The 21,022-nt window shown below is 42.5% G+C and carries 24 protein-coding genes and 1 pseudogene; 5 read left to right on the forward strand and 20 right to left on the reverse strand.

Annotated features, from left to right (window positions below; all coding sequences use genetic code 11):
* A pseudogene (locus C200_RS16315) lies at positions 1-117 on the forward strand (IS5/IS1182 family transposase); the annotation flags it as partial.
* 110 nt (positions 118-227) lie between these two features.
* Entirely contained in the window at positions 228-1,214 is a 987-nt protein-coding gene (locus C200_RS01195) for a hypothetical protein (RefSeq protein WP_016210407.1), read from the forward strand.
* A gap of 15 nt (positions 1,215-1,229) precedes the next feature.
* On the opposite strand, the gene tmk is transcribed toward C200_RS01195, so the two are convergent.
* From tmk to C200_RS01250, 11 genes are all read right to left on the reverse strand, one after another.
* Positions 1,230-1,850 carry a dTMP kinase gene (tmk, locus tag C200_RS01200; RefSeq protein WP_032126181.1) on the reverse strand — a complete coding sequence of 207 codons (621 nt, stop codon included), beginning with the start codon at positions 1,848-1,850 and terminating at the stop codon, positions 1,230-1,232.
* Positions 1,851-1,970: 120 nt separating this feature from the next.
* On the reverse strand, positions 1,971-3,023 hold the full coding sequence (gene mltG / locus C200_RS01205) for an endolytic transglycosylase MltG (protein WP_016210401.1): 1,053 nt from the start codon (positions 3,021-3,023) through the stop codon (positions 1,971-1,973).
* Positions 3,020-3,868 (reverse strand): aminodeoxychorismate lyase, encoded by an 849-nt coding sequence (gene pabC, locus C200_RS01210; protein ID WP_016210400.1) that lies wholly within the window; start codon positions 3,866-3,868, stop codon positions 3,020-3,022. Before pabC ends, mltG begins: the two co-directional genes overlap by 4 nt.
* A gap of 31 nt (positions 3,869-3,899) precedes the next feature.
* Complete coding sequence (gene fabF, locus C200_RS01215; RefSeq protein ID WP_016210403.1) at positions 3,900-5,123, reverse strand: beta-ketoacyl-ACP synthase II; 1,224 nt, start codon at positions 5,121-5,123, stop codon at positions 3,900-3,902.
* A 74-nt stretch (positions 5,124-5,197) separates the two neighbouring features.
* Entirely contained in the window at positions 5,198-5,440 is a 243-nt protein-coding gene (gene acpP / locus C200_RS01220; RefSeq protein ID WP_016210413.1) for an acyl carrier protein, read from the reverse strand.
* Between the two features lie 88 nt (positions 5,441-5,528).
* On the reverse strand, positions 5,529-6,272 hold the full coding sequence (gene fabG / locus C200_RS01225) for a 3-oxoacyl-ACP reductase FabG (RefSeq protein ID WP_201765995.1): 744 nt from the start codon (positions 6,270-6,272) through the stop codon (positions 5,529-5,531).
* Between the two features lie 21 nt (positions 6,273-6,293).
* Positions 6,294-7,238: an ACP S-malonyltransferase gene (gene fabD, locus C200_RS01230; protein ID WP_016210406.1), complete on the reverse strand. Its 945-nt coding sequence runs from the start codon at positions 7,236-7,238 to the stop codon at positions 6,294-6,296.
* Between the two features lie 53 nt (positions 7,239-7,291).
* Positions 7,292-8,242: a beta-ketoacyl-ACP synthase III gene (locus C200_RS01235; RefSeq protein WP_016210405.1), complete on the reverse strand. Its 951-nt coding sequence runs from the start codon at positions 8,240-8,242 to the stop codon at positions 7,292-7,294.
* A 6-nt stretch (positions 8,243-8,248) separates the two neighbouring features.
* Positions 8,249-9,298, reverse strand: coding sequence for a phosphate acyltransferase PlsX (plsX, locus tag C200_RS01240; RefSeq protein WP_016210402.1), 1,050 nt, complete (start codon positions 9,296-9,298; stop codon positions 8,249-8,251).
* A 58-nt stretch (positions 9,299-9,356) separates the two neighbouring features.
* Positions 9,357-9,530, reverse strand: coding sequence for a 50S ribosomal protein L32 (gene rpmF, locus C200_RS01245; protein ID WP_016210404.1), 174 nt, complete (start codon positions 9,528-9,530; stop codon positions 9,357-9,359).
* Positions 9,531-9,547: 17 nt separating this feature from the next.
* Positions 9,548-10,078, reverse strand: a complete 531-nt coding sequence (locus C200_RS01250) for a YceD family protein (protein ID WP_075273448.1) — start codon at positions 10,076-10,078, stop codon at positions 9,548-9,550.
* A 241-nt stretch (positions 10,079-10,319) separates the two neighbouring features.
* On the opposite strand from C200_RS01250, the gene C200_RS01255 reads away from it, so the two are divergent.
* Positions 10,320-10,961 (forward strand): BON domain-containing protein, encoded by a 642-nt coding sequence (locus C200_RS01255; protein ID WP_016210411.1) that lies wholly within the window; start codon positions 10,320-10,322, stop codon positions 10,959-10,961.
* Positions 10,962-11,124: 163 nt separating this feature from the next.
* On the opposite strand, the gene phaC is transcribed toward C200_RS01255, so the two are convergent.
* Complete coding sequence (gene phaC, locus C200_RS01260) at positions 11,125-12,954, reverse strand: class I poly(R)-hydroxyalkanoic acid synthase (RefSeq protein WP_016210409.1); 1,830 nt, start codon at positions 12,952-12,954, stop codon at positions 11,125-11,127.
* Positions 12,955-13,121: 167 nt separating this feature from the next.
* On the opposite strand from phaC, the gene C200_RS01265 reads away from it, so the two are divergent.
* A complete protein-coding gene (locus C200_RS01265) occupies positions 13,122-13,994 on the forward strand; it encodes a DNA replication terminus site-binding family protein (protein WP_016210408.1) in 873 nt (290 codons plus the stop codon).
* Here the strand turns inward: C200_RS01265 and C200_RS01270 are convergent.
* Together C200_RS01270 and C200_RS14395 are read right to left on the reverse strand one after the other, a co-directional pair.
* Complete coding sequence (locus C200_RS01270; protein ID WP_033923644.1) at positions 13,986-14,258, reverse strand: FimV/HubP family polar landmark protein; 273 nt, start codon at positions 14,256-14,258, stop codon at positions 13,986-13,988. The genes C200_RS01265 and C200_RS01270 overlap by 9 nt on opposite strands.
* 116 nt (positions 14,259-14,374) lie before the next feature.
* Entirely contained in the window at positions 14,375-15,982 is a 1,608-nt protein-coding gene (locus C200_RS14395; RefSeq protein ID WP_052133266.1) for a FimV/HubP family polar landmark protein, read from the reverse strand.
* Between the two features lie 272 nt (positions 15,983-16,254).
* On the opposite strand from C200_RS14395, the gene C200_RS16640 reads away from it, so the two are divergent.
* Entirely contained in the window at positions 16,255-16,512 is a 258-nt protein-coding gene (locus C200_RS16640) for a DUF4286 family protein (RefSeq protein ID WP_075273445.1), read from the forward strand.
* Between the two features lie 85 nt (positions 16,513-16,597).
* On the opposite strand, the gene ung is transcribed toward C200_RS16640, so the two are convergent.
* From ung to C200_RS01305, 6 genes are all read right to left on the reverse strand, one after another.
* On the reverse strand, positions 16,598-17,281 hold the full coding sequence (gene ung / locus C200_RS01280; RefSeq protein ID WP_016209511.1) for a uracil-DNA glycosylase: 684 nt from the start codon (positions 17,279-17,281) through the stop codon (positions 16,598-16,600).
* Positions 17,282-17,331: 50 nt separating this feature from the next.
* Complete coding sequence (locus C200_RS01285; protein ID WP_016209508.1) at positions 17,332-18,222, reverse strand: flagellar protein MotY; 891 nt, start codon at positions 18,220-18,222, stop codon at positions 17,332-17,334.
* 61 nt (positions 18,223-18,283) lie between these two features.
* Positions 18,284-19,042 (reverse strand): Nif3-like dinuclear metal center hexameric protein, encoded by a 759-nt coding sequence (locus C200_RS01290; RefSeq protein WP_016209527.1) that lies wholly within the window; start codon positions 19,040-19,042, stop codon positions 18,284-18,286.
* Positions 19,043-19,044: 2 nt separating this feature from the next.
* Positions 19,045-20,313: a UDP-N-acetylglucosamine 1-carboxyvinyltransferase gene (murA, locus tag C200_RS01295; protein ID WP_016209518.1), complete on the reverse strand. Its 1,269-nt coding sequence runs from the start codon at positions 20,311-20,313 to the stop codon at positions 19,045-19,047.
* Between the two features lie 74 nt (positions 20,314-20,387).
* On the reverse strand, positions 20,388-20,639 hold the full coding sequence (locus tag C200_RS01300; RefSeq protein ID WP_016209505.1) for a BolA family protein: 252 nt from the start codon (positions 20,637-20,639) through the stop codon (positions 20,388-20,390).
* A 33-nt stretch (positions 20,640-20,672) separates the two neighbouring features.
* Entirely contained in the window at positions 20,673-21,020 is a 348-nt protein-coding gene (locus tag C200_RS01305) for an STAS domain-containing protein (RefSeq protein ID WP_016209517.1), read from the reverse strand.
* Positions 21,021-21,022: the final 2 nt, after the last annotated feature.

The following is a 21,022-nucleotide window of genomic DNA, read 5'->3' on the forward strand; positions in this document are numbered from 1 at the left end:
GAGTGCTGCATTGGCAAGTTAAAACAATTTAGAAGAGTTTTTTCACGTTTTGAAAAAAGGGCTTGCAGATATTTATCCTTTTTGAAAATTGCAAGCACTATCTTATGGTTAAGGTGAAATGTCAACGGAGCCTAGAATACTAAAATTAAATAATATTTATTACAATAAAATATATACATTTAACATATAAGATAGTCACCATTTAAAAAGTTTAGAAAGATCAAGATATGAAATTTAAATGCCCAGTAACTCTTGAATATTTAGATGAAACCAAGATACAAATTTACGCTGTAAAAGATAATAGTAAATATGCAATTCATGCCATCGAAAAAAACTCTTTTTCTAACCTGGATAAATGCCCATTAACAAGAAGCCAATTATACATCTCTTTAACGTTTGAAGAGTATTTAATATTTAATAAAAATCGCCACCATGCCTCAGAGTTTGAAGTAAAAGTGCTGCCTAAAGCTGAGTTTGAAGAAAAACTACCGAACAAAGTTCTATTGCCCTTTAAAACCTCACATTTAGCCTCAGCTATCCACCGCCTAAGATCAGACCTAATAACATCAGAAAATATACAATTTATAGCACAACACGCTAACAACGCCCTTAATTTAACGATCGCTATAAATCGATTAAGAACAAACCTCGCAATAGCAGAAAATATACAGTTACTCGCACAAAACATTGAAGACGCTTATGAATTAGCCTCAGCGATGAGTGAGTTAAGAGAAAATTTAGCAATACCTGAAAACTTACAGCTGCTCACACAACATTCTAGACATGCCCTGCAACTTGTCCTCGCGATCAACAACTTAAAAGAAAATTTAGCAACATCAACAACTTTACAATTATTAGCACAAAATCTCGCAAGTGCAGCTCACTTGACTGCGGCAATCAATGAGTTGAAAGAAAACCTAGCAACAGCAGAAAATATCCAACTACTCGCACAGCATCCGAGCCACGCGCTACAATTAGCCTTAGCAATGAATTACCTAAACGAAGGCTTAGCAACAGCAGAAAATTTACAACTGCTCGCCCAGCATGCTGAGAATGCCTTTGATTTAACTTTAAGCATTAATCAAAAATCAGCTGCAAATTTAAACGTCTCCCTTAGTGCAGAGCAAACAGAGCACACCAGTCTTATATTTCAAAATCACTTACAAGATTCAAATAATGAAGAGCTATCCTTTGCATCCTCTTTGAGCAACTAACGCTGATAAAACGCTTTATAAAAAAATCAGCTCTAACTGTTGACGGATGACGCTCGCCACATCATCCATACTTTGTTCCCCATCAACTAAAATAATATGGGGGTCATTGTGCGCATATTCTAAGTAAACCTTACGCGCGCGCATAAAAAAATCGATTTTTTCCTGCTCAATGCGATCTAGCGCCCCACGCTGTCGTGCACGTTCTAAACCCACGACAGGATCAATATCTAAATAAAAGGTTAAATGCGGCTTAAAGCCTTGCACCACTGCATCATGCACACCATGTAATAGCTTCATCGGTAAATTGCGGCCACCACCTTGATAAGCAAAACTTGATAAGGCAAAACGATCACAAAGTACCCATTGACCTCGCGCCAGAGCAGGCTTAATTTTTAATTCAATATGCTGCGCTCGCGCCGCATACATTAGCAATAATTCGGCTGCAGGAGTAATCGCTTCACTGTCATCATGTTTTAATAATAAATGACGAATCTCTTCAGCAAGCCGGGTTCCCCCTGGCTCACGCGTCGTCATTACTGGCAGATTTTTTTTAATTAAATAATCCTGTATTACAGTTAACGCTGTTGACTTTCCTGCGCCTTCTAAGCCTTCGACAACTAAAAACTGACTCGCCATTAATCCCACTCAACCTTTTATCTTATCTATTTATCTACTTATCTATGTAATAATTTAATAATACAAATGCATCTATGAAAACGTTGATTATTGTGCGCTGAAGTCCATTAAAAAGCAAATTTAAGCACTTTTAGCAAGTAATAAGTCGCGCCAGGTAAAAGGCCGTGTGTGTGCATCAAGAATATAACGCTTAACCGCTTGATTGTGCTCTTTAAGTGTTTTAGAAAATACATGGCTGCCATCTCCTCTGGCAACAAAATATAAATAAGACGTATGTAAAGGATGCAAGGTTGCATGCAATGACGCCTCACTGACCATGGCAATCGGCCCCGGAGGCAACCCTTTATAGCGATAAGTATTATAAGGTGAGTCAATACGTAAATCTCGGCGCGTAATTTTCCCTTGATATTTATCACCCATGGCGAAAATAACCGATGGATCAGTCTGCAAGCGCATATTTTTTTCCAGGCGATTATAAAACACACTGGCAATTAACGGCCGTTCACGATTAAACTTACTTTCACGCTCCACCAATGACGCCAAAATTAACGCCTCTTGTGGGTTCTTAAGTGGTAAGGCTACCGCACGATAACGCCAAGCTTTCGCCAAATTTTTCACAAGTAATTGATGGGCTCGTTTTAAAATATCGATATCGCGGGTTTGCCCTAAAAAGCGATAGGTTTCAGGGAAAAACTGCCCTTGAGCATCCTGCCCAGCTAAGCCTAATTTTTCCATCACTTGCGCAGCTGATAAACCCTGTAGTTCATGCTCTAAATTAGGGTCTTTATGTAAAGCCGTTAATAATTGCTGAAAGGTCCACCCTGGAATAATGGTAAAATCATACTGTAATACTTCTCCGCTCACCATTTTAGTGAGCAAGTCTTCAGCGCTCATACCAGCAATAATCGCGTAATCCCCTGCTTGAATCAGCCTAGATTGACCATGCAACCACGCCCAAAAAACCCATAATTTAGGATAATTTAATATTTTTTTCTGATGCAGCGCATAGGCAATGGCATTCAGTGACTCACCAGGACGAATGCGAATGCGCTCTTTCTTTTGTACCGATAGCGGTTGAAATTGCACAGTGCGTACACTCAAATAAGCACCCGTAAAAAATGAACCGGCGCCAATCAGACTGATTAAGCTAATAAGAATAAATTTTGCTTTCACTTAGGATTAATCAACGTTGTTATTACTTGCTTTAATTTTAGCGTGGTTTGACACGCTGCGCCTAAATAGTGCCAATCATTACAAGAAGCGATCGGCCACAAGCCAATAATACTGTTGGTCAAAAAAGCTGAACGAGCCTGTTCTAAATCACTTAAAGAAAGATCACATTCAATCACCTTAAGCCCAAATATATGCGCTGTTTCTAGAATAAAACGGCGCATCACCCCTTTTACTCCAGCATATGACAACCGAGGAGTTTTAATATTTCCCATATGGTCAATAATAAATAAGTTAGTAAACGTCCCTTCAATAACCCAACTGTCCGTATCTAAGACAATACCTTCAGCAATCTCGCTATCTTGCCACTCTGCGCGTGCAAGTACTTGCTCTAAACGATTTAAATGTTTGATCCCAGCAAGTTGCGGTTGGCGAGCAAGACGGGTCGTACAAATACGTACCTTCACGCCAGGACTATAATAATATTTTGGATAGCTCACGAACGGAAAACTTGCGACTACTCGCGTCGCTTGCAACACACCTACCGGATTATAGCCACGCCCCCCAATACCGCGTGTGAGCATAATTTTGATGATGCAATCATCAGGAGAACAAGCTAATAACTGCTGAATTTCATGCTCAAATACTCTAACCTCAAGCTCAGTCTCACTAAAGCCTAAACGCTGCGCACCTTCACACAGGCGTTCTAAGTGGTAATTCAATAAAATCGCCTGGTTATTTTTAACTAAAATAGTCTCAAATAAACCATCACCATAGCAAAAACCACGCTCAAGAATCGATACCTTGGCGTGGTTATTAATCTGTCCATTGATCAGCGCTGTAAGCACAGCGAATCACCTATAATTTAAATTTAATTTTTTAGACTTTATTAAAAAGTAACGTCCCATTCGTGCCACCAAAGCCAAACGAATTAGAGACCACACCCTCGATTTTCATCTCACGAGCCGTATGAGGAATATAATCCAAATTACAGCCCTCATCGACATTATCTAAATTAATGGTCGGTGGTGCCACTTGGTCACGAATAGCAAGAATCGAAAATATCGCTTCTGCAGAGCCTGCTGCAGCAATCAGATGACCGGTCATTGATTTAGTCGAACTCACTTTAATATCTGCACCAAACAAGCGCTCAATCGCTGCACTTTCAACCTGGTCACCGGCAGGTGTCGATGTACCATGCGCATTGACATATTGAATTTGCTCAGGGTTCATCTGCGCATCAGCCAGCGCATTACGCATCGCCGTCTCACCACCAACCCCGTCAGGCAAGGTCATATGATAGGCATCGGCACTCACACCAAAACCAGCAAGCTCTGCATAAATCGTTGCCCCACGCTTTTTCGCATGTTCATACTCTTCAAGTACAACCACAGCGGCACCATCACCCAAGATAAAGCCATCACGATCTTTATCCCATGGTCGGCTCGCTGCCGCGGGGTCATCATTGCGCTTTGATAAAGCACGCGCAGCGGCAAAGCCACTAATGCCTAAGCTCGTCACCGCCTTCTCAGCACCACCAGCAATCATCACATCAGCATCACCATAGGCAATCGTCCGTGCGGCATAACCCAAATTATGCGTTCCGGTCGTACACGCTGTTACAATGGCAATATTTGGCCCTTTAAAGCCATGCTTAATCGACAGGTTGCCCGAGATCATATTAATGATAGAGCCTGGAATAAAGAAAGGAGACACACGGCGCGCTCCTTTGTGCTGCAAAGTATCATAAGCGGTCTCGATCGTGCCTAAACCACCGATACCAGAACCTACAGCAACGCCAATACGTGACGCATTTTCTTCAGTTACTTCAAGGCCTGCATCCGCAATGGCCTCATCGGAGGCAACCATGCCGTATTGGATGAATAAATCCATCTTTTTCGCATCTTTTGGAGAAATATATGCAGAAGAATCAAAGCCTTCGACTGTTGCAGCAATCTTAGTCGAAAGGTCATCAGTACCAAAGGATGTAATCGCTCTTACACCGCTTTTCCCCGCCAAAATGCCATCCCAGCTTTCTTGCACTGTTAAGCCCAGCGGTGACACCATACCTAAACCTGTAACAACAACACGCCGTTTACTCAATGTTTTCTCCCAATCTCAATCAGCTCAAACAAACGATGTCTAAATAAGATAGATAAGTTAGTTAAATTCGGATATTAAGCTGCGCTCTCGCGTTGTTTCACATAGTTCATTGCATCTTGAACGGTTGCGATTTTCTCAGCATCTTCATCAGGAATTTCAGTTTCAAATTCTTCTTCTAGAGCCATCACCAACTCAACGGTATCCAAAGAGTCAGCCCCTAAATCATCTACGAAAGATGCTTCTGGCTTCACATCTTCTTCTTTAACACCCAGTTGCTCGACAACAATTTTTTTAACGCGTTCTTCAATCGTGCTCATTATTTCACCTCAGTGTTTAATTAAAACCTAAAACAGGTCCGTTACAAATTTTCGCCTATAGTACCACAATCACAGAAAATCAAAACCATTAGGGCATCAACATACCACCATTTATATGCAAAGTCTGTCCAGTCAAATAAGACGCTGCCTCTGAACTTAAAAAAGCTGCCATATGGGCAATATCTTCAGGCTGACCCAAACGCTTTGCTGGAATATGTTCTAATAAGGCCACTCGCTGCTCTTCAGCTAACGCATCGGTCATATCCGTTTGAATAAAACCTGGGGCAATGACATTCACCGTAATATTACGACTAGCAAACTCATGCGCCATCGACTTCGTCACGCCCACAAGGCCAGCCTTTGCAGCACAATAATTTGCTTGCCCAGGATTACCCATGTTACCCACCACAGAACCAATATTAATAATCCGTCCCCAGCGCACTTTCATCATTCCTTTCAAACAGGCTTTAGTCACTCGAAAAACAGCCGATAAATTCGTCTCTATCACCGCATTCCAGTCTTCATCTTTCATGCGCAACATTAAATTATCACGGGTAATTCCCGCATTATTCACTAATACTTGAACCGGGCCAAACTCTTTAGTGATTTTGTCAACTGCTGCTATAATTTGCTCAGGCTCAGTCACATTTAAAGCAAGCCCACAGCCCTTATAGCCTTGCTCATTGATAAAACCAGTAATATTTTCAGCACCGGCCTCTGTCGTTGCAGTCCCAACCACAGTTAAACCTTGACGGCCTAACTCATTTAACACAGCACGACCGATACCACGGCTTGCTCCTGTGATTAATGCTAATTTCTCACTCATCTGTATCGCACTCTAATCGCTAAGTTATTATGAACCCATAGCCTCAATAGCCATGGCAATCCCATTTTCTCCAGACAGTGGCACGCACTGAACTTGTTTTGCAATCCGCTTTCCTAAGCCTGCCAACACTTTTCCTGGCCCACACTCAAAACAATGCCGCACTTGATTTTCTTCAAGCTTTTTCACTGTTTCTACCCAGCGTACTGGATTGTAGAGCTGACGTACCAAAACATCACGAATTTGCTCAGGGGCTGAATAACTTGCAACATCAACATTATGAATTACTGGAATCTTTGGGCTCATGACTGCAATATCTTTCAATTCAACGGCTAATTTTTCTGCTGCTGACTTCATTAAATGACAGTGTGAAGGCACACTCATCGCAAGCTTCAGCGCTTTACGCGCACCGGCTTTTTTCGCTAGCTCTATAGTATAATCAACAGCAGCCACTTCACCTGCAATCACCACTTGGCCCGTAGAATTAAAATTAGCCGCCTCAACAATACCACTTTTTTCTGCGGCTATCTGGCAAATTTCAACGACCTTATCATCATCCAAACCTATTAAGGCTGCCATCGCACCGGCACCGACCGGCACTGCTTCTTGCATAAAGCGCCCACGAGCAGCCACTAACTTGACTGCATCTTTAAAATCTATAGATTCGGCTGCAACCAATGCAGAATATTCTCCTAAACTATGCCCGGCAAGGAAACTAGGCTGTGCCCCAGCAGATTGTTGCCATAGTCGCCATAAAGCGATGCTGGCTGTCAATAAAGCCGGTTGCGTATATTCAGTTTGATTTAAGCGCTCCGCAGGCGTTTCTTGAGTAAGTTCCCACAGATCATAGCCTAAGACACGTGAGGCCTCAGCAAAGGTTTCATGGATAAGTCCCGTCTCATCGTTAATCTCACTGAGCATACCCACATGCTGAGAACCTTGACCTGGAAAAATAAATGCTGATAACTGACTCATAATTATAGCTGCCTCACAGTCTGCTCTGCCTTAATCTAAATTAAAAAGCATCTTTAAAAACGGACTAACACTGAACCCCAGGTAAATCCACCACCAAATGCCTCAAGCAATACTAGTTGCTCACGCTGTACTCGACCATCGCGCACCGCAATATCCAAGGCCAAAGGAATCGATGCCGCAGAGGTATTGGCATGCTGATCTACGGTTACCACCACTTGATCCATCGACATCGCCAGCTTTTTAGCCGTTGCCTGAATAATACGCAAATTAGCTTGATGGGGGATGAGCCAGTCTAAATCTTCTGCTTTCAACTGATTAGCAGTTAACGTCTCAGTAACCAAACGTCCTAAAGCTGCCGTTGCTTCCTTAAATACTTTACGGCCTTCCATAGTAATATAAGAAGGCTGTTCACTAAATTGCTCAGCGGGTGTCCATAATAATTCTTTTTGATGACCATCCGCATGTAAATGTGACGATAAAATACCCGTGTGCTCATCTTTGCCTAAAACAACCGCCCCTGCACCATCGCCGAATAACACACACGTAGCCCGATCATTCCAATCTAAAATACGTGACATCGCTTCACTGCCGATCACCAGTGCCTTTGTTGCCATACCCGAACGAATAAATTGATCTGCAGTTGCCAGCGCATAGATAAAACCAGAACAAACCGCTTGCACATCAAAGGCTGCACAACCTTTTAGACCCAAACGCTGCTGTACATCACATGCGACACTTGGGAAAACACGGTCCGCAGTTGTCGTCGCGACAATAATTAAATCAACCTCATTCACCGCAACATTTGCCATACTTAAAGCGCATTCTGCTGCGGCTGTTGCCATTGATGCCGTTGACTCATCGCCCGAAATAATATGACGCTGATAAATGCCCGTGCGTTCGCGAATCCACTCATCCGAGGTTTCAATACGCTCGGCCAAAGTTTGGTTAGTGACCACCTGCGTGGGTAAATTGCTTCCTGTTCCTAAAATACGTGCATAACTCATGACGTTCTACCCTTCCTGTTTTTCAAGTAAGGTTTGCACCTGCTGCTGAATGCGATCAGGCACATTTTCAATGGCTTCTAAACGTGCCTCTTCTATCGCCGTGGCAAACGCTGAAATCGACGCGCTGCCATGACTTTTCACGACAGTTCCTTTTAAACCAAGAAAACTGGCACCGTTATAGCGACTCATATCCAGCTGATGTTTTAAATCATTTAAGGCCGGCATCGCCGTCACTGCACATAGTTTACGAAACATCGATGAAGAAAAGCTGTCTTTAATTAAAATACTAATTAATTTAGCAACGCCTTCAGTCACTTTCAATGCGACATTGCCGACAAAACCATCACAGACAATGACATCCGCTTGGGCTTTATAAATACCATCACCTTCAACATAACCAATATAATTAAGCATATTATTATTAGACAGAATTTGCGCTGCAGCTTTAACTTGCTCATTGCCTTTAATCTCTTCTGAACCATTGTTTAGCAAGGCAATTCGAGGCTGCTTAATCCCGCGCACAGCAGACACTAAGACAGATCCCATAACCGCAAACTCATGTAAATGATCTGCCGTACAATCAACATTCGCACCTAAATCAAGCATATAAACACGCTCATTTAAAATGCTTTGCGGATCGGAGAAATTCATCGTTGGTAACGCATAGACTATGGCTGGGCGATCGAGCCCTGGAATCATCTTGAGGACAAAGCGAGCGGTTGCCATCAGCGCCCCCGTATTGCCTGCACTCACACAAGCATGGGCGCGGCCTGCTTTAACCAAATTAATTGACACGCGCATCGATGAGTCTTTTTTGCCGCGCAAAGCAAGCGCAGGCGACTCATCCATTCCAACAACTTCTGAGGCATGGTGAACGGATAAACGGTTAGAAGCAGAAGGCGAGCCTGCGCGAGCAAGCTCGACTTCTATAGCTTGGCGCTCTCCAACCAGAATGATCTGAATATCATCACAGCGTGAAAGCGCTTCAAAAGCTGCAGGAACGACAACCTCACAGCCAAAGTCACCGCCCATCGCATCTAAAGCAATAGTAATCAAGAAATTACTCTTTTGTTATTGTTATAGATAGCTAACTATAAATAATACAGTCTATAAATTATTCAACATCAATGACTTTGCGGCCACGATAAAAGCCATTTGGGCTCACATGGTGACGACGATGCGTCTCACCTGTTGTTGCATCAATCGTTAGTGTCGGTGCAGTTAGTGCATCATGAGAACGACGCATATCACGCTTAGAACGTGTTTTACGGTTTTGTTGTACAGCCATTTTTTAACTCCTAATCACTATTTCACTTTAAGTGACTCAAGCTGTGCAAACGGGTTTGGTTTTTCAACCGCGTCCTCAACCTGATCATCACCAAATGCCCTAGTATACCCATTTGCCTGGCAGTCCTCAATCGTATGCTTAGGCACAAAAGGTATATTAATCATCAATTCATCTTCAATGAGTTCATATAAAGAAATCACACCGCTCTGTTCAATCACGACAGGTTCATAACACCCAGGTAAGCGCTTGGCTTCTTGCTCGCCATAAACAGGACTAAAGCAAAACACATCTTTGACCTGCTCATCATACAAGTCTAAACAACGCTGACAGCTAAGCTCCAATTCAGCCTGAATGCTACCCTGAAAATACAGCAAACCCTGCTCATCAACAGAACATCTAATTTCAGCTTGAATATCATCTTTTTCACCTGCCAGTAACTCGCTCAAACGCGGTAATTTCTCCAATGGGACCTTACCTGAAAGCCGAACGTGACTCTGACAACTTTTGACAATATCAACCTGTTGCGGTAGTAAATCTTGACTCAACATAAGCACGCAATCATAACGATAATCTTAAATCTTGTCAAAGTAATCCTGTATTTTCTGCAGCTTAATTTACTTTAAATCTGCCTTGATAAAAAAACCGCCATACAGCAAAATTAACGCTTAAGTTATTCTAAGTTTTAAGTTCAGAACAAAGCCATTATAATCTATAGCCACTAACTAATACCTCAGACCTAACTATCAAAAATAAATGAAATTTAAACACAACATCAGAGAATATTTAAATATGTTGCAAAAAAAAAGCACTAAACTTACTCTACTAGCCAGCAGCCTGATCCTCAGCAGCATGGCTTTACAAGGCTGTATCCCTGCAGTGATTGCTGTATCAGCTGCAGCCTCTGGCGCTTATGTTGCTCATAACCGCAACTCGCCATCGGGCATCTGGAATGATGTCAATCTTGCCTATGATGCCAGGCAGCAAATGATTAAAAAAATGCCTCAACTCGAGCAAGGCCGCGCTTATAACTACATTAATTTTACCGCCTATAATGGCGCATTACTTATCACCGGACAAATCGCCAATCAAACCTATAAAGACCAAATCACCCGCATCGCCCTTGCTGTCAAACCGCGCGTGGTTTATAACCAACTCACCCTCGGTGCCCCACAAAACACGAGCCAGGCAATTCAAGATAGCTGGATTACAACAAAAGTTAAAACGCGCATGGTCGGTAAAGTCGACCCAACCCGAGTTAAAGTCGTCACTCAAAATGGCATTGTCTATTTACTTGGCATCATCACCCCCTTTGAGGCCGCAGCCGCCACGCAAGTTGCACGAACCACAGATGGTGTACGTAAAGTCGTTAAAGTATTTGACTATATTAAGCAGCAGAAGCTCTCTCCCGAAGAAGCTAAACAGCAATTATAACCAGACCAAATCAGATCAGACTTAAACTTACTATTTAAAAATATAAAAAAGCCTCATATTGAGGCTTTTTTTATCCTTTAAATTTATACTTTATTTAACCTAAAATAACTTAAAAAATATAAGCAACTTAATTTAAACTAAATTTAAGTTAACTTAAGTGAAATTAAGCTACATCAGTAACATAAGATTCAAACATATCATCGACTTGAACCTTCACATAGCGTCCAGGGGCAGGCTCAATCGCTGTTAAACCTCCTGAACTTGGGTCACGCGCAGGCACTTTCTTACCTGAATATTTCGCGACCCAATTGACCCAATGCGGCCACCAGGACCCTTCATTTTGCGCTGCTGTTTCTAACCAGGCCTCTGATGAATCTGGCAATTCATCATTGCTCCAATAACCATATTTATTTTTCAGCGGTGGGTTAACAACACCAGCAATATGCCCGGAGCCTCCCAAGACAAATTTCACTTCACCTCCCAAGAGCTGAGCGCCAGCATAAGTCGACTTCCATGGTGCAATATGGTCTTGCTCTGCTGATAAGAAATAACTTGGGACACTCACAGCAGCTAAGTCTATCGGCACATCATTAAATTCTAAACCACCAGGAACAATCAACGTATTGTTTAAGTACATATTACGCAAATAATAGCTATGTAGTTTTTCAGGTAAGTTCGTCGAATCTGAATTCCAATACAGTAAGTCAAAGGGAAAAGGCTCTTTACCACACAAATAATTATTAACAAAATACGACCAAATCAGGTCATTCTCACGCAGCATATTAAAAGTTAATGCCATATTGCGTCCACTCAGATAGCCCTTTTCATTCATTAATTGCTCAAGTTCAGTGACCTGTTCCTCATCAATGAATACACCGATCTCACCCGGCTCAGTAAAATCTAATAACGTTGTAAAAAATGTCGCACTCGCAATGCGGTCATCATTTTTCTTCGCCATATATGCCAAACTTGCCGCCAATAACGTCCCACCGATGCAATAACCAATGGCGTTAACCTCTTTAATGTCAATCGCTTGTTCTATAGCACACAATGCAGAAAAAATACCTTCTTGCATATAATCAGCAAAACCTTCCGTCTGTTGACTGCCATCAGGATTCACCCAAGAGACTAAAAAGACGGTCAATCCCTGATCCAACAAATATTTCACAAATGAATTTTTTTCCTGTAAATCCAAAATATAGTATTTATTAATCCATGGTGGAATAATGAGCACTGGCTTCTCATAGACGTTTTTCGTTGTTGGTGTGTACTGAATCAACTGCATCGTCTCATTTTCATACACCACCTGCCCTGCAGTCATCGCAATATTTTTACCCACTGCAAAGGCTTCTAAGTCTGTCATGCGGATATTTAAAACACCCTTACCACGCTTAAAGTCATCGATGAGATTTTGCATACCTTTAATTAAATTCTCACCCTTACTTTCTACAATCATGCGCAACACTTCAGGATTAGTTGCCGCAAAATTACTCGGAGACAAAGCAGCCACAAATTGTCGAGTATAAAACGCGGCTTGCTGTGAACGCTTGTCATCTAAATGCTCAAGGTTATTAATCGTTTCAGTAATATGCTCTGCGGTTAACAAATATGCTTGTTTAATAAAGTCAAACAACGGCATATTTTCCCAATCTTCATGTTTAAAACGGCGATCGCCTTTATTCGGTGTAATCATTGGCAATACAGGCTTGCCTTCCATAAAGCCAAATACGGTGCGCTGCCACAAAGTCATATAGTTATTCCATAACTGCACTTGTGACTCAACAAAACCGATTGGATTATTCATCCATGCTAACATCGTATCTTGAACAATTTGCTGAACTTGCTTGACACTGCCCATCCCTACATTACCAGATGGCTGACATTCTATAAGTTGAGCAAATGCCTTTTGACTTTGCATAAGCATCTCTTCTGTCATCGTCGAGAACTGTTGCCACTCCTGAGATTGACCTTTATCGGTGGTTGCGTCCGTCATTATCCTACCTCTATAAAATTGCCAAAATGTATTATATGCCGCTCCATTATACGCAGAGTTTTACTCCGATACACCAGCCAATGATCATTGACCTCTTTTTTACGATGATCAATAATAAAATATAATCGCCATAGCCCAGCAACCAATAAATTAAATATAGATAAATTATGACCTTAGAAGCTGAACTTAGAATCGACGTTATTAATAGCTATGAAGCCCTAACCCACGCACTCTCCACTTTAAAAGTCTCAATTGATAATGACCAACATCTACCATCCTGGGTTGAAGATCACTCAGCTACACCACGTCAAACCAGTTACCAAGCCATCAGTCAGCTTGAATACCTCTCTGATCAACCACCCAAAGAAACCTTGCTTTACACAGGACTCATTGGTGCTTCATCTCACACCCTAGACTGTGCTAAGCATGTAAATCAGACAAAAGAGCAATTCAAACAAGCAATGCTGGCTTTAAAAGCAGCTAAAGTTGCCGTTCATGACCCCATACTCCTCTCTCACTTTGAAAGGCATTTACAAGAACGTTCAGCGAATACACGGGCCAGTTTACAAAAAATGGGGCTTGCTCGTCTGCATTTAAAACAATGTTATCGAAAAATTCCGATTCTCGATGAGCGCCCACAAAAAATTAGCTGGACATGGGCACATACACGAGCAATAAAACGCCTAAGTGTGGCAGATTGCATTATTTTATTACAAAAAAAAGGCAAAGACTCCGGAATCCTCCAACAACTAGAAAGAGCTAAACAACTGCATACAGATACTCCGCTGGCCATTATTCAAGAACTTGCCCCACATTTACGTGCCAATGTTGTTTTCGCCAAAGGCCAAAGTAAAAATCGCATCATGCTAAAAGCCCCGTTACCGGTGTTTTACCCACACCGAGTCGGCGATACCTTTCCACAAATTAAAGCTGCCGGCAGCAAACAACCAAAAAACCCATTACGAGCGCAGCGCACTGATGTTAAAATTGATCCAGAACCCTTTTTGCCAGCAATTCGTGCTCATCGCTATTTACGTTGAGGCCTCTTCAGTTTGATCAAGCTCGGTTAACAACTGACGTGCCTCATCTTGCTGCGTGCTATCCCCTTGTTTTAATACATCGCGCAATACTTTTCTTGCGCTGTCTACATCTTCTGCCAATATATAAGCACGCGCTGCATCTAATTGTGCGCTGATTTCATTATCCCCTGCTAAAATATCAACATCAGCCCCCACGCTTTCTTCTTCACTATTTTCCTCAAGGCGGATATCATCAAGCGCAACTTCGGTCTCACTGTCCCCCATGGTCAAGGTCGCCTCATCGCCTTCCTCCAAAGAAACCGATTGTACATCTTGATGTTCACCACCGCCACGGACTGAGACATTTACGTTTACAGCTCCCTCTTCTTCAACTTCCTCTACTATCTCCGAAGTTTCAGCTTCTGGGGTTTCAGCTTCTGGGGTTTCAGCTTCTGGAGTTTCAGCTTCTGGGGTTTCACCTTCTGGGGTTTCAGCTTCTGGGGTTTCAGGGTTTCAGCTTCTGGGGTTTCACCTTCTGGGCTGTCACCTTCTGAGCTATCACCTTCTGAGCTTTCAGCTTCTGGGCTTTCAGCTTCTTGGCTGTCACCTTCTGGGGCTACTAATTCAGTATCTACTAATTCAGAAGCCCCAGCTGTTCCTCCAGTTTTTAGCTCCTGTGCCGCATCCCCTAGACTAATCGTTGCATTATTAGCAACCGCTGCCTTCACTCCCCAAGTAGAATGACGAATATTATCAATCTGAGTAGTTAAAATGTCTCGATCATGCCCGGCTGGGTTATCAACACATGCTTTTGCTAGGTGTTCAAACTCTGTTTTCTGCTGCATTATCGCATACACTTCTAAAAGCTTAAGCTTCAACTCAAGTTCACTTGGACGCTCAGCGATTGCTTTTTTCAACAACGACTCAGCCTCAGGGTATTGCTGCTTGGACATAGCCACTAAATACCCTACAGAAATAGGATCAGCGAAGCCTTTCCCTTGCAAAGCAGGATGGGTCGCGCTCTTTCTTTTTGTACTGACATCGTCGACCATACTTGACATTGCTACAGCTGCTGTTTCTTTTTTAAGCACAGACTGTACAACAGGCTCTTTACGCTCACTTGAAATTTTAACGTTAGACGCTTTTTTAGCTTTAGAAAGAGGGGCTGTCTTTTCAGTAAGTTTTCTATCTCGAAGATAGCGCTTTAACATCACTAATGGAATTAAAACGACTAAAGTAAAACCGAGTAACAACCAATCAAAAATCGTACCTTGCAAATAATGCGTAATACGACTCTCACTCGCCGCCGGCGACTGATCAAGGGAAGGCTCTGCAGGCGTTACTACATTGTGCACCCCTAACTCAACAGGAATTTCTGCTATTTCATTTTGCTTTGATTGCATGCTCTCTGCTGCTTCTTGACGTGCTATACGCTCTTGCTCAGCATGCTGTAACTGCTGTTGATACTCTTCTAACTGCAACACACCATTGGAAGTTTGCTGAACATCCCGAGCGACACTCAGCATTTCCTCTTGAACCTCTTCAACAGAATGCGTGAGTGCTGACATTTGCTGAGTGATATAGCCCAGCTGCTTTTTCAGTTCATTATCAATTTGGCGAGGTTTGTCTGTTGGAATATAACTCACTTTTTTCTCTATCAACACCTTTTGAGGTTTGCTAGGAACAATCACAGTAGTTACTTCCGGCTTAGCTTTAACGGGAGATTGCACCTTTGGCTGAGCCTTAACACGCTTAGCCTGAGCAATACTCGGCAATTTCAGGATAGCCCCTTTTTTTAAGGTTGCCGGATCATTATGATTAAATGCTTGAGGATTCAAACGCACAATCGCTTGCATCATTTTTGGAATCGACATACCGATAGGGCGATGTGCTTTAGCAATACTCCACAAGGTTTCTTTTTCTTGCACCGGACCATAGCGTTTAGCAAATACCGTACTACCTAGCAACACTGCAGATAAAAAAATGATTGCGCTAATGACTGTTTTCATCAACTGCCTAGCTCTATTTCAAGCTCACTATATTTCTCGTCACTTTAATTTTAGACGGCTTTACCATAAACACCCACTTGCCAAAAAAATTAAGCGATTAAACTCAAGCTATCACTAAATACATTGCTAAACTAAGCTGGAAACCCCGTTAAAACTACCTGTTACCTTAACAAAATTCAAAAAACTAGCCCTTTACTTTTAATAAAATAATCTCTTACAATGATTTTTAGCATTCATAGCTTGCCACTACTTGCCACTTAAAGGATTAACTTATGGTTATTTATGAAATGAATCTGATTATTCAATCAGCAATCTATGATTGTTATATCAATTGGCTTTACAACCACATCAAAGAATTATTATCTCTGCCAGGCTTCTGCTCCGCCCAGCTGTTGCATGAACTCACCTCTGATACACACTATCACGAGCACCGCTGTACCGTTATCTATAAAATCGACTCTATCACAAGCCTTGACTACTTTTTCACTCACTATCCTCATAAAGCCTCGAGAACTTCCCTGAAGGCATAAGCAGTGCCTATCGTGTTTTTGAAGTATCAACTGAAGTCGTTAACCACTCACTTTCTATAAAAACAAATACTTTTAGTTTACAAAGTTAAAGCTGCCAGTAAATAGGTTCTTTGCCTTGCATTGCCAACAACTGATTTGTTTTTGAAAAGTGCTTACAACCTAAAAAACCGCGGTGAGCGGATAAAGGAGAAGGGTGTGGCGCAGTTAAAACATAATGTTTATTTGCATTAATGAGCTTGGCTTTTGCTCTTGCAGCACTCCCCCAACACAAAAAAATAATACCCTCTCTTAACTGACTTAAACAAGAAATCGCCGCATCCGTTAACTCTTCCCAGCCCTGACCGCGATGCGAATAAGCCTCACTATGGCGAACAGTCAACACACTGTTTAATAGTAATACCCCTTGCTTTGCCCAATTTTCTAAATAGCCATGGCCTGGGTGGCGAAAAGCCACATCACTACTTAATTCTTTGTACATATTGTTCAAAGACGGCGGCACTTTAACATCAGGCAGCACTGAAAATGATAAACCATGGGCTTGACCTGACCCATGGTAAGGATCTTGACCTAAAATCACTACTTTGACTTGCTCAAACGGCGTGAGGTTAAAAGCAGCAAAGATCTCTGAACCTTTCGGATAAACGGTTTTCCCAAGCTGCTTCTCATTTTGCAAAAAATTTTTCAGCTTAAACATATAAGACTGCTCAAATTCATTCGCCAATACTTTTTTCCACGATGCTTCTAATTTTGGTGATAATGCTGTGCTCACAATCGCTCTCCTTCATCAAGCCCCTATTGTAAGCAAAAGATCATCAAAAATTAAGGGTCTTCTAAATAAATATCGATCGTTGCTCGTCGATTCAAGGCGCGACCACTGCGTGTTGAATTATTCGCCACCGCTTGACCCACACCATACGCACGCACGACAAGCTTCTTCGCATCAAACTTCATATCCTCAACAATAAACTTACGCAACGCTTTTGCTCGATCTATAGACAAATATTTATTGTATAAATAATTACCTGCATAATCCGCATAGCCTTTAATAACAATACGACGAATTTTCGGCTTCATCACTTTAAAATATTCTTGAATCCGTTCTAGTTTATAGCGCTGATCTTTTAAAATTCGTCGATCATTAACGCCAAAATAAATCACCGTATGCTCTATATCAACAAAAGTAAAAGGCAGAATCTTCTTACTACACGCTAAGTACTGTGTATAAGGTTGACTAAAATTAGCGGGGGAAATACTCACCTGCACTTGCTGGCGATTGCCTAACCAAGACTGATAGGCAAGTGTCGGCGCATAGCCTTGAGCTAAGCTATTGAGCATACGACGCACAGTCATCGTACCAAAACGAAATGGTGCATAGCCTTGTGACATCTTTGCATGGTCATTCAAGATCAAAGCCTCAGGCAGACGCCAACCGGGCGAGCCCGTTGTTAGTGTAACCGGCTCTTTACGTGAAGGACCCACGTGTGTATCCAGCACAAACGACTGCAAACGCCCCGTGCGCATTTCAAACATGGCTTGACCATAATGAGGAATCTCATGCGTGAGTCGACAAAAACCAAGTTCTTCACTAAACGTCCACTTGACTGTGGCTAACGGCGCCTGATAGTGTATCGGCGTAAGCGCACGCCCTGTAGAAAAAAACAAACAAGGTAAAAATAAACACAATAATAATGTCAATAATCGATATCGCATCACCCCAGCCTCTTCTAGCTCTTAAGTGATCAAGAGCAAGAACAGTGCCAAAGTAATCTTGCTAGGCAGGGCTATCTATATCAATAAACAGATGTTCAATACCATAATGATTTTGTACGTGCTGTCCTAAGGCTTGCACACCATAACGCTCAGTCGCATGGTGACCTGCAGCAAAAAAGTGAACACCTAATTCACGCGCTAAATGGACCACAGGTTCTGAAATCTCACCGGTTACATAAGCATCAGCCTGCAGTGTTGCCGCCGCTTCAATAAAACTTTCAGCCGCCCCAGTGCACCAAGCGACTGTTTTAATCGCATGATCCCCTGCTCTTACAACAATAGGCTCTCGTAATAAATGCTGATGCAATAAACCAGAAAACGCTTCAATCTGCATAGCTTTTTTCAACTGGCCAATATTGCCAATCGCAGGTTTCATGCTCACTGGCAGACTGCCGGTAATTTCTAAACCCAAACGCTCAGCCAACATGACATTATTGCCATATTTCTCATGGCCATCTAACGGCAAATGATAAGCAATTAAACTAATATCATTTTCTAATAATTTTTTTAAGCGCTGATATTTAATCCCCGTCACACAAGGTGACTCTGACTTCCAAAAAAAACCATGATGAACCAAGATCGCATCAGCGTGTTCATCAATCGCCGCATCAATTAAAGCTTGTGTTGCCGTCACACCCGTGATTAAGCGCTTTATCTGTTTTTTCCCTTCCACTTGCAAACCGTTGGGCGCATAGTCTTTAAATAATTTAACCTCTAATAAATCATTTAAATAATCAACCAGCTCAAATAATCCAATCATTTTTAATCACTCCCCACCATACGACTAACACGCGCACCTACATTGAGTAATTTTTCCTCAATACGCTCATAACCACGATCAATGTGAGTCACTTCATCAATGCAGGTCTCACCTTGTGCTGCCAGCGCCGCAAGCACTAGACTTGCAGAAGCGCGTAAATCTGTTGCTCTAACCGGTACACCATAAAGCGCTCCTCCTCCCTGACACACCGCCGTATTGCCATTCACTGTAATCTCTGCACCCATCCGCTGCAGCTCGGGCACATGCATAAAACGGTTTTCAAAAATTGTTTCTGTAATCGTCGATACGCCTTGAGCAACCGCGTTAAGCACCATCATCTGTGCTTGCATATCGGTTGGGAATCCAGGATAAGGCGCCGTCTTAATATTGACTGGTTTTAGCACCGAGTGGCGCATATCCAGGCTTACCCAGTGATCGCCGGATTCAATCACAGCACCTGCCTCTTGCAGTTTTGCTAAAATCGCCCCTAAGCTTTTCACACAGACATTCTCAAGGCGCACGTAACCGCCCGTCACTGCCGCAGCGACCAAATAGGTACCGGCTTCGATACGGTCAGGCAGTACTGAATAATCTCCACCATGTAAAGCAGATACACCCTCAATTTCTATACACTTCGTACCAGCGCCGCAGATTTTAGCACCCATTTTATTTAGAAAGTTTGCTAAATCCTCAACTTCAGGTTCACACGCCGCATTTTCAATCCGTGTAACCCCTTCAGCAAGCACAGCAGCCATCATCAGGTTTTCAGTGCCTGTTACGGTCACGGTCGATAAATTTAAATGTGCACCCTTTAATGGGCCATTGGTTTTTGCAGTAATATAACCTTGATTCAATTCAATATCAGCACCCATGGCTCGTAAGCCTTCGATGTGCAGATCAATCGGCCGCGCCCCGATCGCACAGCCTCCAGGCAAAGCCACTTGTGCTTGATGAAAACGCGATAATAATGGGCCAAGAACCAGCACCGAGGCTCGCATGGCTTTAACTAGCTCATACGGTGCGGTAAAACGCTGAATATCTCCAGAATCAACAATCACCTGCATATTTGCACCGATAGTAATCCCCACACCCATTTGCCCAAGCAATTCAACCATAATGGTCACATCACGCAAATGCGGAATATTGCGCACAGTGACAGGTTCCTTACTTAATAAGCATGCAGCTAAAATAGGAAGTACCGCATTCTTTGCGCCGGATATACGAACGCTACCCACTAAAGGACTTCCCCCTTGAATCACCAGCTGATTCATAATGTCTCTCCCAATAAATAAAGGGGGCATCCCCCCCTTTATTTTTTAAATCACTGTTATATTTATACGCGTATTTAATATTCGTCAGATTCTTCGCCCCATTCCTTTAGAGTGTAAGCTTTAATATTCACAGCATGCAATTGGCCTGAGGTAATTTCATCCATTAGCACACTATAAACATGTTGTTGCCTCTTCACTTGAGAAAGTTCAACAAAACAATCACCAACGACTACAACTTGGAAATGACGACCATCCCCTTCAACAAAGACTCTGACATCATCAAGCCGAGCACTCACCAACTGCTCGATTTGCTCCGCTGTTTTCATTCACTTACCTCAAAACTAATTAATAATTTAATTTTATAGTGCTAAAATCAAACTGACACGATTAACCACAGCCAAAGTCTTTACCGACGTTGGCGCTGCACGATAACAAACAGCCCATTGACGCGCTTGCGCCCACTTTTTCCACGCAACCAGCAAAGCTAAACCTGCTGAATCCAGCAGTGTCACCTGCGCTAAATCAACCTGTAAATCATCACCAGCCTCACCACTCATATCAGCAAACAGCACTAAGCTTTGCTGCCAAAGGCCATTCACAGTTTTAAAGCTAACCTCGCCTTTCAATGCAAAGCCTATAGTAGACTCAGACTTGGCAAGCTCAGCCTGATGCTCGGCCTGATCAAAGCACTGTTGCTGCATAACCATAA

Source organism: Piscirickettsia salmonis LF-89 = ATCC VR-1361 (genome assembly GCF_000297215.2).
GTDB lineage: Bacteria > Pseudomonadota > Gammaproteobacteria > Piscirickettsiales > Piscirickettsiaceae > Piscirickettsia > Piscirickettsia salmonis.